This window comes from Nocardia sp. NPDC051756 (genome assembly GCF_040681495.1).
Classification (GTDB): domain Bacteria; phylum Actinomycetota; class Actinomycetes; order Mycobacteriales; family Mycobacteriaceae; genus Nocardia.
In genome coordinates this window covers 1-14,134 of sequence record NZ_JBFAYV010000017.1, presented here as the reverse complement: position 1 = coordinate 14,134, position 14,134 = coordinate 1, and the positions used below count along the sequence as shown (strand labels likewise).

12 protein-coding genes and 1 pseudogene are annotated in these 14,134 nt (G+C 67.9%); 10 read left to right on the top strand and 3 right to left on the bottom strand.

All coding sequences use genetic code 11. The features are described from left to right. The first annotated feature begins 1 nt into the window (after position 1). The 4 genes from AB0M22_RS42930 (at position 2) to glmM (ending at position 4,488) form a co-directional block, all read left to right on the top strand. Positions 2-1,789, top strand: coding sequence for a hypothetical protein (locus tag AB0M22_RS42930; RefSeq protein WP_364739162.1), 1,788 nt, complete (start codon positions 2-4; stop codon positions 1,787-1,789). Between the two features lie 158 nt (positions 1,790-1,947). Further along, positions 1,948-2,391, top strand: a complete 444-nt coding sequence (gene rplM / locus AB0M22_RS42925) for a 50S ribosomal protein L13 (protein WP_107654232.1) — start codon at positions 1,948-1,950, stop codon at positions 2,389-2,391. After that, a complete protein-coding gene (gene rpsI, locus AB0M22_RS42920; protein WP_364739159.1) occupies positions 2,388-2,903 on the top strand; it encodes a 30S ribosomal protein S9 in 516 nt (171 codons plus the stop codon). Before rplM ends, rpsI begins: the two co-directional genes overlap by 4 nt. Positions 2,904-3,111: 208 nt before the next feature. After that, positions 3,112-4,488, top strand: coding sequence for a phosphoglucosamine mutase (glmM, locus tag AB0M22_RS42915; protein ID WP_364739157.1), 1,377 nt, complete (start codon positions 3,112-3,114; stop codon positions 4,486-4,488). A 16-nt stretch (positions 4,489-4,504) separates the two neighbouring features. Here the strand turns inward: glmM and AB0M22_RS42910 are convergent, their stop codons facing one another. Next, entirely contained in the window at positions 4,505-6,160 is a 1,656-nt protein-coding gene (locus AB0M22_RS42910) for an ABC-F family ATP-binding cassette domain-containing protein (RefSeq protein WP_364739156.1), read from the bottom strand. Between the two features lie 167 nt (positions 6,161-6,327). On the opposite strand from AB0M22_RS42910, the gene AB0M22_RS42905 reads away from it, so the two are divergent. From AB0M22_RS42905 to AB0M22_RS42885, 5 genes are all read left to right on the top strand, one after another. Next, a complete protein-coding gene (locus AB0M22_RS42905; RefSeq protein WP_364739154.1) occupies positions 6,328-6,519 on the top strand; it encodes a PspC domain-containing protein in 192 nt (63 codons plus the stop codon). A 103-nt stretch (positions 6,520-6,622) separates the two neighbouring features. Next, positions 6,623-6,931: a DUF6802 family protein gene (locus AB0M22_RS42900; RefSeq protein WP_364739153.1), complete on the top strand. Its 309-nt coding sequence runs from the start codon at positions 6,623-6,625 to the stop codon at positions 6,929-6,931. 141 nt (positions 6,932-7,072) lie between these two features. Further along, the gene (locus AB0M22_RS42895) at positions 7,073-7,399 is read left to right on the top strand and encodes a hypothetical protein (protein WP_150404200.1); all 327 of its coding nucleotides are present in this window, start codon (positions 7,073-7,075) and stop codon (positions 7,397-7,399) included. Positions 7,400-7,407: 8 nt separating this feature from the next. After that, complete coding sequence (locus AB0M22_RS42890; protein WP_364739150.1) at positions 7,408-9,270, top strand: hypothetical protein; 1,863 nt, start codon at positions 7,408-7,410, stop codon at positions 9,268-9,270. Between the two features lie 114 nt (positions 9,271-9,384). Then, on the top strand, positions 9,385-9,732 hold the full coding sequence (locus AB0M22_RS42885) for a hypothetical protein (RefSeq protein ID WP_364739149.1): 348 nt from the start codon (positions 9,385-9,387) through the stop codon (positions 9,730-9,732). Positions 9,733-10,617: 885 nt separating this feature from the next. Here AB0M22_RS42885 and AB0M22_RS42880 read toward each other — a convergent pair. Beyond that, positions 10,618-11,475 carry a dienelactone hydrolase family protein gene (locus AB0M22_RS42880; RefSeq protein WP_364739147.1) on the bottom strand — a complete coding sequence of 286 codons (858 nt, stop codon included), beginning with the start codon at positions 11,473-11,475 and terminating at the stop codon, positions 10,618-10,620. Positions 11,476-11,511: 36 nt separating this feature from the next. On the opposite strand from AB0M22_RS42880, the gene glmS reads away from it, so the two are divergent. Beyond that, positions 11,512-13,395, top strand: coding sequence for a glutamine--fructose-6-phosphate transaminase (isomerizing) (glmS, locus tag AB0M22_RS42875; RefSeq protein WP_364739145.1), 1,884 nt, complete (start codon positions 11,512-11,514; stop codon positions 13,393-13,395). Positions 13,396-13,866: 471 nt separating this feature from the next. Here the strand turns inward: glmS and AB0M22_RS42870 are convergent. Beyond that, positions 13,867-14,134, bottom strand: a pseudogene (locus AB0M22_RS42870) (MFS transporter); the annotation flags it as partial.

Below are 14,134 nucleotides of genomic sequence, written 5' to 3'. Positions count from 1 at the left end.
TGTGACGGTGCGAGTAGGGGCAGTACATCTCGGCTGGGATGTGGTGTCCGTGGCCGCGGGTGGCGGTGGCACACCGATCCGCCCGGTCCAGGTGGAGGGTATGTGGACACCGCCGGCGTATCTGCTGGCTGATTCGTCGGGTCGGTTGCACACCGCCGGCGTGGACCGGCAGCGCCCGGACCTCGGCATGGCGATCGCCGATGTGCGCGACATCCTCGGCCACCCACAGATCGTGGTGGCCGGGGCGACCTGGCCTGCCGAACTGGTGTTCCGGGCCAGGATGTACAACCCGCTCGCCTCGATCGGCAAGCATCTGCGCGGCAAGCCGGATCTGGTGGCGCTGCCGTTCCCGGACGGCTGGCCGGACGAGAAGGTCGAGGTGTACGCCGCGCTGGTGGAACAGCTCGACGTGACCGTCGAGCCGCTGCCGGAGAGCGTCGCGTTGTCCGGCTATGTGCGCGCGCTCGGGCTGGTGCATCCGCCGGATCAGGCGCGACCGCACGGCATCGGCGCGACCGGCGTCTACTCCGACGGCCGGACCGTGCTGGTGGTCGCGGTGCACGGCGACGACGAACAGCCGACCGAATCGGTCGACGTGCCGGTGACCATGGAGTCCATGCGCGACGCCAGGTCCGCGGACAACGTGGTGATCGAGGTGATGGCCGCGGCCCGCTCGATCGGCGCGGACACCTCGACGGTGCTGCTATCGGGCAACGTGTGTTTCAACGACGCGCTGCGACTGGCCTTCCAGAACCATCTCGGCCACCGGCTCCAGGTTGCCGATCATCCGATGCACGCGCTCGTGCTCGGCGCGGCCCACCTGCTGGTGACCGACACCGAAGCCGAAGAGCCGGAACCAGCGACACCGCCGGGCCGGCATGCCGAACCCGCGCAGCCGCGTGTCGACCCCACGCAGTTCCAGGATCCGGGACCGCAGTATCGCGATCCGGCCGGGCACTACCGGGCGGAATCCGCGCCGCAGCAGGCCGCGCCGGGACAGCGTCAGGCCGGTGCCGCGCATCGGCAGGCCGAATCGGCACAGCGCCAAGCGGAGTCCTCACAGCGCCGAACGGACGTGCCACAGCCCCACATGGATCCGTCCCCGCCGCGAACGGTGCCGCCCGTGCAGTACGGGCCCGGCTATCCGACGCAGGGTGAGGAACCGACGACCAGGATCACCCGCGACGAGGTCCAGCGCGGCCTGCCGCCGAATCTGGCCGAGCTGGGCAGCCGGTTCACCCGGCCGCCGGGGCAGTACCCGGAGGAGCCGGGTCGTCCGCCCGGCAGCAGCGCGCCGCAGAGCGGTCCGCCGCCCGCCCAGCCGTCCGGTGCGCGGTCGTATCAGGCGCCGCAGTCCGATCCCGCCGAGCAAGGGCGGCAGGGGCAATGGCGCGAGCCGGAGTCCGACGACGACGACGACGAAGGCCGTCCCCGCAAGGGGAAGCTGTGGAACAAGATGAAGGACAACCTGTTCGGGGCGCACACGGTGGTCGGCGCGCTGGCGCTGGCCGTGGTCGCGCTGCCGACCGGTACCGATCAGGTCGAGCTGACCGCGGCCGAGGTGAGCCTCGCGGCGCCGGCGCCCGCCGGTCCGACGGTGTGCCCGCTGATGCCGTACGTGACCAACGAGGTCCGGCCGGGCATCTCGTCCACCCGCGGCCCGACGGCGAGTCGGCCCGACCGCGAGGCCGCGGATCCGGACTGCGGGCAGCCGAGCGTCGACACCTTGCGCTTCCTGCTCCCCGGCCCGCGGCGGGCCATCGATCCAGGGCCACCGATCCAGATCTGACGCGATTTCGGCTGGTAGATCCGGGCTGGTATTGTGGCTCGTTGGCGTATGGGCGACCGGGAAACCGGTCGTGCAATCGAACCCCGGGTCTCCACCGGCCGCCGGGAGCTTCGACCACATGCCTGGCCGGCAACACCGACTACAGACAGGGAAGCACTGTGCCTACGTACAGCCCCAAGGCTGGTGACGTCACCCGGCAGTGGTACGTCATCGACGCCACTGACGTAGTGCTCGGCCGTCTCGCCGTTCAAGCAGCGAATCTGCTGCGTGGCAAGACGAAGCCGACCTACGCACCGAACTTCGACGGTGGCGATTTCGTCATCATCATCAACGCCGACAAGGTTGCCATCTCCGGCAACAAGAAGGCGGACAAGCTGATCCACCACCACAGCGGGCACCCGGGCGGCCTCAAGTCGCGCACTGTCGGTCAGGTGTTGGAGAGCCGTCCGGACCGGCTCGTGGAGAAGGCCGTCAAGGGCATGATCCCGAAGAACAAGCTCGGCAACGCGATCGCGGGCAAGCTGAAGGTCTACGCAGGCCCGAACCACCCGCACGCCGCTCAGCAGCCCATTCCGTTCGAGATCAAGCAGGTGGCCCAGTGACCGCTCCTGAGGAATTCAACGAAGAAGCCGTCGTCGAGGAATTCGACGCCGTCGAGGTTGTCGAGGACGGCGAAGGCTACGAAGAGGCCGAGGTCGCCGCGGAGACCTTCGCCCCGATCGTGATCGACCGCCCGGTGCAGACCGTCGGCCGGCGTAAGGAAGCCGTCGTTCGCGTGCGCATGGTGCCGGGCTCCGGCAACTTCGTGCTCAACGGCCGCACCATCGAGGACTACTTCCCGAACAAGGTGCACCAGCAGCTGGTCAAGTCGCCGCTGGTGACCGTCGAGCGGGCCGAGAACTTCGACATCGTCGCCCTGCTGCACGGTGGCGGCCCGTCGGGACAGGCCGGCGCCCTGCGTCTGGCCATTGCCCGCGCGCTCATCGAGGTCACCCCGGACGACCGCCCCGCCCTGAAGCGGGCCGGCTTCCTGACGCGTGACCCGCGTGCCGTCGAGCGTAAGAAGTACGGCCTGAAGAAGGCCCGTAAGGCGCCGCAGTACTCGAAGCGCTGATTTTGGCTTCGCCGACCACCGTCATCCGGCACCCTGGAGGTGCCGGGGGCGGTACGGTCGGCGGGCAACCTGTGCGAGAGCAGGCTTCCGGCATCGGCTGGTCGCCTGCTCTCGTGCTGTATCAAGCCGCGGCGTTTCGGATGCCCTCGTGGCATCACCGGCTGTCGCCTTCGGGCGCGCCGCGGATCCACCGATGAGGGGCTGAGGTATGGGACGTTTGTTCGGCACCGACGGAATCCGTGGGCTGGCCAACGAGTCGTTGAGTCCGGAACTGGCGCTGCGCGTTTCGGGTGCGGCCGCCCAGATCTTGAGCAGCGGCAAGGAACGCCCGCTCGCGGTGGTCGGCCGCGACTCGCGCGCCAGCGGTGAGATGCTGGAGGCCGCGGTGACCGCGGGCCTGACCGCCACCGGGGTGAACGTGCTTCAGGTCGGCGTGCTGCCGACGCCTGCCGTCGCCTACCTCACCGGGCTCTACGACGCGTGCTTCGGCGTGATGATCTCCGCCTCGCACAATCCCATGCCGGACAACGGCATCAAGATCTTCGCGGCCGGCGGGCACAAGCTCGACGACGCGATCGAGGACCGCATCGAGGCGCTGCTCGCCGAGGACGTCGCGGTGCGACCGACCGGACGCGGCATCGGCCGGGTGGTCAACGCGTCCGGCGCGCGCGACCACGGGCAGACCATTCCCGATCAGTACAGCATCGCGGGCACGCACGAGCGCTACGTCGAGCACCTCGTCGAGGCGACCGCGCAGGACCTGACCGGGCTGACCGTGGTGGTCGACTGCGCGCACGGCGCGGCCGCCGAGGTCGGGCCCGCGGCGTTCCGGGAGGCGGGCGCGACGGTGATCGCGATCAACGCCGAGCCGGACGGCCTCAATATCAACGATGGTTGCGGCTCAACGCATTTGGAGATGGTGCAGCGGGCGGTGCGCGAGCACGGCGCCGACCTGGGTCTGGCGCTCGATGGTGACGCGGACCGCTGCCTCGCGGCCGACGCAGACGGCAATGTCGTCGACGGAGACGTGATCCTGGCGATTCTCGCCCTCGACCTGTACGAGGCCGGTGAGCTGGCGAAGGACACCCTGGTCGGCACCGTGATGAGCAATCTCGGCCTGCACATCGCCATGCGGGAAGCCGGAATCACCTTGCTCACCACCGCCGTCGGCGACCGCTATGTGCTGGAGGAACTTCGCCGCGGCGGGTACACGCTCGGCGGTGAACAGTCCGGGCACGTCATCTTCCCGAAGTTCGGCACCACCGGCGACGGCATCCTCACCGGCCTGAAACTGATGGCCCGGATGGCCAGGACCCGGCGCAGCCTGGCCGACCTGTCCGGCGTATTGCACACCGTGCCACAGGTTTTGGTGAACGTGCCGGTCAGCGACAAGTCGCTGGTCGCGGCGGCGCCCGAGGTGCGCGACGCGGTGCTGGAAGCCGAACGCATCCTCGGTGACACCGGCCGAGTCCTGTTGCGTCCCAGCGGTACCGAGCAGTTGGTCCGGGTGATGGTCGAAGCGACCGATCCGGCCCAGGCCAGGCAGCTCGCCGACGACCTCGCCAAGCGGGTCGCCTCCGTCTGATCGGCAGCGCCGCTGGTCAGGTGGTTTCGGTGAGCTTGCCGAAGTCCATGTGCCAGCGGCGGGTCGCCTGGATGGTGTCCAGCATCCGGCGGTCGTGGGTGACCAGCAGCAGTGTGCCGGTGAAGGATTCGACGGCCTGCTCGAGTTGTTCGATGGCGGGCAGGTCCAGATGGTTGGTCGGTTCGTCGAGCACGAGCAGGTTCACCCCGCGCGCCTGCAACAGCGCGAGGGCGGCGCGGGTGCGCTCGCCGGGGGACAGGGTTTCGCAGGCGCGCAACGCATGTGAGCCGCGCAGGCCGAACTTGGCCAGCAGCGTGCGGACCTCGGCGTCCGGCCAGTCCGGCATCTGCGCGCCGAAAGTGTCGGCCAGCGAGGTGCTTCCGCGGAACAGGCCGCGCGCCTGATCCACCTCGCCGATCTCCACGCCGGAACCGAGTGTGGCGGATCCGGTGTGCGGCTTGATCTTTCCGAGCAGCAACGCGAGCAGGGTGGATTTGCCGGAGCCGTTCGCGCCGGTCAGCACGATCCGGTCGGCCCAGTCGACCTGGAGGGTGATCGGGCCGAGGGTGAAATCGCCCTGGGTGACCGTCGCGTCGGACAGCGTGGCCACCACCGAGCCACTGCGCGGCGCGTTGCCGATGGTCATCCGCAGCTCCCACTCCTTGCGCGGCTCCTCGACCGCGTCCAGGCGTTCGATGCGGCGTTGCGTCTGCCGGGCCTTGGCGGCCTGCTTCTCGGTGGATTCGGCGCGCATCTTGCGGCCGGCCTTGTCCGAGTCGACCTTCTTCGGGTCGCGGGCCTTGCGACGCGCGTTGCGCACACCGTGTTCGAGCCAGTTGCGCTGCATCTGCGCCCGCGCCTCCAGGCCCGCCTTGGTGTCGGCGAAGTCCTCGTAGGCCTCGCGCGCGTGCTGGCGGGCGATCTCGCGTTCGGTCAGATACGCCTCGTAACCGCCGTCGTACAGGCCGACCTGTTGCTGCGCGAGATCCAGTTCGACGATGCGATTCACGGTCAGCGCCAAGAACTCCCGGTCGTGGCTGATCACCACGAGCGGTACCCGGACGCCGGTGACGAACTGTTCCAGGCGGGCCAGGCCGTCCAGATCGAGATCGTTGGTCGGCTCGTCGAGCAACAGAATGTCGAAGCGGGACAACAACACCGAGGCGAGGCCCGCGCGTGCGGCTTGGCCGCCGGACAGGCCGGTCATCGGGGTGTCCAGGCCGTTGGGCAGGCTGGCGGTCAGGCCGAGATCGGCGGCGACTTCGGCGGCGCGTTGGTCCAGGTCCGCGCCGCCGAGGGCGAGCCAGCGTTCGAGTGCGGGTGTGTATTCGTCTTCGCCACCGTCGGCTATGCGTTCCGCTGCGGTGTCCATCGTCTGTTGGGCGGCCGTGACTCCCGTTCGGCGACCGAGGAATTCGAGCACCGTCTCGCCGGCCACCCGCTCGGGTTCCTGCGCGAGGTAGCCGACGGTGGCGTCGGGCGGGCTCAGGGTGATGCTGCCGGTCGGGGTGTGCCGGTCCGCGAGCATGCGCAGCAGCGTCGACTTGCCCGCGCCGTTCGCGCCGACCAGGCCGATCACGTCACCCGGGGCCAGAGTGAGATCGAGGTCGTCGAACAGGGTGCGTTCGCCGTGGCCCGCGGACAATCCGCGCGCGTGCAAAGTGGTGCTCACTGGCCCAAGTCTGCCGTGGACCCGTACCTGCTCGGCCACTCGGGGTTGCACCCTGACCCCTGGGTACTGGAAATCAGGGTCGGCATCGCCCCAGGGACCGATGCGGCGCGGCGTGCGGCTCGGCAGAGTGGAGTTCGAAGAGATCATCACCAGAGAGGGACAAGACCATGACCGCACCTGCCCGCCGTTTCACCCGCTCCACCCAGGACAAATGGATCGCCGGAGTCTGCGGCGGCATCGCCGACTACCTCGGCTGGAATGCCAATGTCGTGCGCCTGCTGTTCGTTGTTTCCTGCCTGCTGCCCGGCCCGCAGTTCATCGTCTACCTGGTGCTGTGGCTGCTGATGCCGAAGAAGTGAGGCCAGGGGGCTGCGTCGGGCACCCATGGATGTCAGGATGGAGCGATAGCGTTGTTGTCGGGTCATTGGATGACAGCCCCACGAGTCCTGCTGAGGAGGAGTAATGATCACCTCGGGTGAATTGCCGGGTCTGGAACTGCCCGGCATCGACGCGTCCTCGTCGCTGGACGGCCTCGGCGCGGTCGAGTTGCACCATCCCACGCAGGACATCGATGGGGACGGCACGCTCGACACCATCACCACCAACGGTGGCGATGCCATGCAGGTATGGACCGATTACGACCACGATGGGCTCGCCGACCACGTCACGGTGGTGGAGAACGACGGCGATTACGCCGCGTGGGAGTTCCATCGGCATCCGGACGGGTCCTCGGAGTGGGTGCGCACCGATCACGGGAAGATCGGCACCTAGATCCGTCGAGCCGGTTCGGCACCGCTCTGCGAATTCGATGGAACCGAACGTCGGCGAGGCGCGTCGAAGGAAGTATGGGGACGCCCGGCGCCGACGTAAGTCCGGGGAGATCGTGCACGACGCAGGGACGGAGGGGATCGCGTGGCCGGATCCGAGTTGGTCGGCGTCAAGACCGGGGAGTTGGGGCGTCTCGGCAATGACCTGAGTACGTCCGGGCAGACCGTGCGCAATCGCGCGAAGGACGTGGCCGACGCCACGTTCGGCCCGGCCGATGCGGGCGAGAACTACGCCGATCAGGGACGTCAGATCCAGGCCGGGCTCGACGCGATCTACAAGTGGCTCGGTAACTGGTCCGAGGCGACGCTGGCCACCGGTGATGTGGTGGGGGCCGCGGTGGTGAAGTACTCGAACACCGATCAAGAGGCCTCCTTCGACATCGCGAAGCTCGACCATGGCAGCAAGGCGTAAGGGCGGCCATGACTTTCGACGTTCCCGCCTACGCGCCCGTCGCCGAGTATCTGAATATCGGGTCGCGGAGCCTGCTGTACTTCGAGAAGTTCGAACCACGGTTCAAGCGCGCATTCGGCGATACCGCCGGCTTGCCTGCCTATCAGCAGCTGCACAAGCGGTTCTACGAGCAGAACGGGTTGAACGAGGACAAGCTGCGCAACGTCGCGGCGAAGCTCCAGGTCGTGCTGCAAGACGCGGGCGCTCAGCTGGACGTGCAGCGTGGCCAAGCCAAGGCCCTGTGGGGCTGTTGGGAAGGTGCGGCTGCCGAAGCGGCGAGCGCCATGCTGAACCAGCAGGTCGACCAGGCGGGCATCGACTGGAAGGCCGCGGGGGAAGCGTGGAAGGCGATCGCGGCGGCGGGGGATGGACTGCGCTCCGCGGTCAAGATCAAAGCCGACGTCGTGCGCTACATCCTGGAGAACGGCGAGAGCGTCAAGATCGCCGAGAAGTCGCCGGAAGACATCGACGACATCATTTCCGGCACGAGCATCGCGGTCAGCAATGGCTGGCAAGACGACAGTTTGCTCAGCAAGCTCGGCCGAATCTTTCCGGATCTGACCGGAGGATCCGATGCCTGGGCGGCCCGGAATGTCCTCGGGATCCTGCCAGGGTCGGACTATCAGCAGCATATTCAGGCGCGTTGTCAGCATTGGCTGGACAACGTGTTCAAGCCGGAATATCTGGCGAAGGTGCAGAAGTTCACTGCGGCATGTGATTTGACCGATACGGCGGTCAAGCAGGTCTATGCGCCGATAGTCAGTGCGCTGGGCCAGGTTTCGGTTGCTTCGTATCCGCGTCCGGCGGGGGTGCCGGTGCAGCAGCCGACGCCGGAGCAGCCGAAAAGTGAGGGGACGCCGAAAGAGTCGGGGGTGCCGAAGTCGGATAGCCCTGCCGCGCCGACGGTTCCGGCGAGTACTGCGCCTGCGCCGTCGACACCGAGTACTCCGTCGACGCCGGTGACGCCCTCGTCGCCTACTGCGCCGGCGAGTACTACGCCTGCGCCGTCGTCACCGAGCACTCCGTCGTCACCGAGCACTCCGTCGACACCGAACACGCCCTCGACGCCTGTCACGCCGTCGACCCCGAATACCTCGTCACTGGAGGGTTTGCCCGCGCTCAGCCAAGTGGCGAGTCAGTTGTCGCCCTTGGCATCTGGGATCAGCAGCCTTGTCGATGCCGGGGTCAGTTCCTTGACCGGGATCATCAAGGACGGGGCCGAGGACGCGGTGAAGATGGTCGAGGGGCTCATCGAGCCGACGCAGGTCGACAAGGACGGCGACGGCAAGCCGGACAGTAAGCCCGCGGCCGAATTCGATGTTGCCGGTAAGCATCTGAAGTTCGAGATGGCCGACGGGCAGCTGAAGCTGGTGATGTCCGAGGGGGACGGGAAGGCGCAGGAGTTCAGTGTGAAGCTGGACGAGCACGGGATGCCGGTCATCTCGGTGAACGAGCCGAAGGACGACGCGGTGCCCGGTGACAAGCCCACCGACCACACCCCGTCCGCGCCGGAGAAGGAGAAGTCGCCCGGGGATCAGGCCCCGGCCGCGCCGGACCAGGAAAAGCCGGGTGAGAAGTCGCCTGTGGACCCAGCGCCGTCCGCACCGGAGCAGCAGAAGCCGGTCGAGAAGCCGCCCGCCGCCGAGGAAGAGAACGCCGGCCAGCCGAGCGCGCGCACCGGCACCCCACCACCCTTGCGGCGCGAAGAAGACGGCGAGCACAAGCCCAAACGCATGCCGGGCGAACAGAATCCGGACGCCCCGTTCGACAGCGGCGCGGAACTGGCCGAGGCCGGTCCGATGGGCGATCTGGCCGAGGCCGGACCACTGTGAGCACGCCACAGCGTGCCGCTGAGCCGGTAGCCTAGTGCGGACGCGGCCGGGAGCGCGTGTGCGCGGAGCCGCGAGCTGATGTCGTCCACCTGCGGATCGGGGAGAACCGAGATCGTGAGTTACGCCGAGGAGATCGAGCGCGCCGCCGAGGAATGCCGCCGCCGCTCGGCCCTGCTGCTGGACGAACTCGAGCAGATCAACCGGCGGACCGCCGACACCAGCCGCGAACTCGCCGACGCCGCCGCCACCGACATGCACGAGTTCCTCGCCGAACACGCGGACGAGCTGGCCAAGGCGCGCGCCGAGGCCGAAGAGCGAGAACGCCTCGAAACCGAAGCCCGCGAACAGCGCGAAGCCATCGCCCGCTCCATCGCCGCCCGCAAAGCCAACCGCGACGTCCTCCCGGTCGACCAGGAGGACGAAGAAGCCGCGTTCTACCAGCGCGAAACCTGGCTGATCTGAGCTATCGGGGGTAGCCGCCATCGAGGTGAGTCAAATGGTCGCTAGTTGATCTTCAACAGCAACCATATGACTCCCCTCAATAACTGGAACGACCTTATGACTCCCCTCGACGCACCCAACCACCATTTGACTCACCTCGAATACACCCAGCGACGCCATGACCCGAGTCGTCTTTGTCCCAAGCCTCTCTGAACCGGACCACAGCCAAGTGACCACGCCGGAACTCCCACGTTGCCCATACCAACAGCGGGAGGTAAGCCGGGTACCCCACCTGACGCGCCCAGCACTGCTCCAGTGAAAACCTGGGACAAGTCTTCAGAACTACGAACCAGGCCCGCACCGCGGATCTTTCCCCTTGGAGCAGGTACACCTACCCGGTAGGTACAACTAAGGACATCCCAGGCTGACCTGGCCAGTAAAACTGAAGACCTACACCGGTTTTCACTGAAGTAGTGCTGGGCACGTCGTGTGCCGTACCCGGCTTTAGTTATCCGTCAGGCACGCGGTCTCGCGTTCCAGCGTGGTCATCTGGCTGTGGTCCCGTCACAAGCGCTTCGGACAAGAGCGTGGTCGGCCGGCGGTTTCGTGGTGGTTCGAAAAGGGGGCCAGATAGTGAACCTGCCTGCGAAGCACCCCGGCAGCCGGTCCCCTCGAAGATCTGCACCCTCTCTCGGGATCCGCACCGACAATAGGGCCCTAAAGTCAGTGCGGATCCCGAGTTAGAGTGCGGATCCCGAGTTAGGGTGCGGATTCCGCCGTTTGCGGGGCGAGTTGGGTGCTGCACGCCGTTTGCACATGCTGCACACCCTCTATAGCGGGTGTGCAGCTTGGACAAAGGGTGTGCGGTCTCAGATCAGGTTGTCTGGCTGTGCCGTAGTGCGGGTGTTACCGCCGGAGCAGGCCGGCGAGTTGGCCGATCTTGAGTTTGGGGGCCTTCGGCTCTTCCTTGGCTTCCGGGTCGATGACCGCGGTGTGTGGGATCTCCGCTTCCGGGTCAGCAAACGCCTTGTAGGTCTTGTCGGCGGTGACGGTGGCGAGTAGGTAGCCGGCGAGCAGGGCTCGGGTGGTGCGGGCGGTTTTGGATTCGTGTTTGCCCGCGCCGACGGCGGCCAGCACGCGGCGGCCCTCGATGATGCCGTTGTGGGAGGCGCCGTCGATGGCGCGGAAGACCGAGCGACCGCCCCACGCGGTGGCGAGGGGGATGGCGTTGGAGCTGACCGAGGCGAGATCGGTGGCGCCGGCCAGGATCAGCGCGGGCGTGTCCAGGTCGGGGGCGAGGTTTTCCGCCGACGGAGCGGTGGGAGCCGGGAACAGGGCGGCGACCGCGGCGACCTGGCGTTGGGTCGCGGCGATGACGGCGGCGCCCGCGCCCATGCCGTGGCCGACCAGGGCGAGCCGGTCGGGATGCACGCTGATGGTGCCGTCGCCGAGCCGCACACCCGTGCAGATGTCCAGGGTGGTAAGCAAGTCAGTGCCCAGGCCGAGGTGTGACGGGATCGGCCCGCGCTCGGTATCGGGGGCGGCGACCACGAAACCCCAGGACGCGAGGTGTTCGAGTAGCTGTCGATAGTTCGCGGCGCTGGTCAGCCAGCCGTGCCCGAACGCGACGGCGGGCAGGTTGAGCCCCGATTCGGGCGTGAATACCACCCCCGGCTGCCCGGCGATGGCCAAATTGCCGCGCAGCACCCGATGGGGGCCGCGGCTGGTCAGGGTGCTCAGGAGTGATTTCACAGACGCCGACACGACGAGAACGTTATCCGATAAGTACTCTGGTGAGCCATGTGCGGAATCGTGGGGTACGTCGGATACCGGGACGCGCTCGGCGTTGTCGTTGACGCGTTGCGCCGCATGGAATATCGCGGCTACGACTCCGCGGGTGTGGCGATCGTCGACGGCGCCGGTGCGCTGGCAGTGGAACGCAAGGCAGGCAAGCTGGCGAATCTGGAGGCCGAACTCGCCGAAATCGGGGTCGCGCGCTTCGCGGGCAGCACCGGAATGGGACACACGCGGTGGGCGACGCACGGCGCGCCGACCGATCGCAACGCGCATCCGCATCGCGACGACAGCGGCAAGGTCGCGGTCGTGCACAACGGGATCATCGAGAACTTCGCCCCGCTGCGCCGGGAGCTGGAGGACGCGGGCGTCGAGCTGCGCAGCGACACCGACACCGAGGTCGCGGTGCACCTGGTGGCCAGGGCTTATGCCGAGGGACCGACGGCGGGTGACTTCGCGGCCAGCGCGCTCGCGGTGGTGCGCCGGCTCGAAGGCGCGTTCACGCTGGTCTTCACCCACGCCGATCACCCGGACCTGATCTTCGCGGCGCGCCGGTCGACGCCGCTGGTCATCGGGGTCGGCAAGGGCGAGATGTTCATCGCCTCGGACGTCACGGCGTTCATCGAACACACCCGCGAGGCGGTCGAGCTCGGCCAGGACCAGGCCGTGGTGATCACCGCGGACAGCTACACGGTCACCGATTTCGCCGGCGCGGACGCGACCGCGCGCACCCGCCCGTTCACCATCGACTGGGATCTGGCTGCCGCCGAGAAGGGCGGCCACGACTACTTCATGCTCAAGGAGATCGAGGAGCAGCCCGCCGCGGTGGCGGACACGCTGATCGGGCATTTCAGCGTGGACCAGGACGGCGCGGGCCGGATCGTGCTGGACGAGCAGCGCCTCGCCGATCAGGAACTGCGCGACTTCGACAAGGTCTTCGTGGTCGCCTGCGGCAGTGCCTACCACTCTGGGCTGCTGGCCAAGTACGCGATCGAGCACTGGACCCGGCTGCCCGTCGAGGTGGAGCTGGCCAGCGAATTCCGTTATCGCGACCCGGTTCTGGATCGGTCGACGCTGGTCGTGGCGATCTCGCAGTCCGGTGAGACGGCCGACACGCTCGAGGCGGTGCGGCACGCCAAGGAGCAGAAGGCGCGCGTGCTGGCGATCTGCAATACCAACGGCGCGCAGATTCCGCGCGAGTCCGACGCGGTGCTCTACACCAGGGCGGGGCCGGAGATCGGCGTCGCCTCGACCAAGGCGTTCCTGGCCCAGGTGACCGCGAATTACTTGGTCGGGCTGGCCTTGGCGCAGGCGCGCGGCACGAAGTACCCGGACGAGGTGGCCCGCGAGTTCGCCGAGCTCGAGGCGATGCCGAAGCTGGTGGAGCGGGTGCTGGAGACGGCGCCGCAGGTGCGGGCGATCGCGCGCGAGCTGGCGCACGTGTCGACGGTGCTGTTCCTCGGACGCCACGTCGGCTATCCGGTGGCGCTGGAGGGTGCGCTCAAGCTCAAGGAGCTGGCGTACATGCACGCCGAGGGTTTCGCGGCGGGCGAGCTCAAGCACGGCCCGATCGCGCTGATCGAAGAGGGCCTGCCGGTGATCGTGGTGATGCCGTCCCCGAAGGGACGCGCGGTGCTGCACTCCAAGCTGCTCAGCAACATTCGCGAGATCCAGGCGCGCGGCGCGCGAACCATCGTGATCGCCGAGGAGGGCGACGACACGGTGCGCCCGTTCGCCGACGACCTCATCGAGATCCCCTCGGCGCCAACGCTGTTCCAGCCGTTGCTGTCGACGGTCCCGTTGCAGATCTTCGCCGCCGAGGTGGCGCAGGCCCGCGGTTACGACGTGGACAAGCCGCGCAACCTGGCGAAGTCCGTCACCGTCGAATAACCCACGGCCCCAACCCGTTAACGCACGCACCCCGGATCGCTCAGCGACCCGGGGTGCGTCGTGTCCAGCGCCACACGCCCGCCGAGCGGGACGTGGTTGCGGTTAGTGGTGGGGACTGGCTCGGTGGTGTCCCGTTCGGCGTCAGTCTGCTCGTCGAGCGGGACGTGACTGTGCAAAAGTGCCAGGACTGGCTCAGTGGTGTCCCGTTGGGTGGCGAGGTTGTCGCTGAATGGGACGTGTCGGCCCAAGTCGGGGGGACCGGACCGGCTGTGTCCCGTTCGGCGTTGGGTCGCTTGTTGAGCGGATGTGGCGGGGCGAGTGCCAGGTCTGTTTCGTTCTGTGGTTGCTTGTCGCTCTTGCTGCGTAAGGGCTGGTGAGGGGTACTGATTTGACGAAGGGTGCGGCAGTACTCGAATGGGCGGCGCGTCGTGAGCTGGGCGCAGAGGGGTATTGCCGGCGCGGCGGGGTAGATCAGGGGTGGGTGACGGCTATGCGGGGTTCGGTTGGGGCGGTGGGGGATTGGGTGGTCGAGCGGCGTTCGAGGGCGCCGGACCAGACGGCGAGGGCCAGTGCGATGAGGACCAGGACGACGCCGACCCAGTTGGGGGCGGTGTAGCCGAAGCCGGCCGCGATGACCAGGCCGCCTAGCCAGGCGGAGATGGCGTTGCCGAGGTTGAAGGCGCCGATGTTGACGGCGGAGGCCAAAGTTGGTGCGCCTGAGGCCTGATCGAGCACGCGC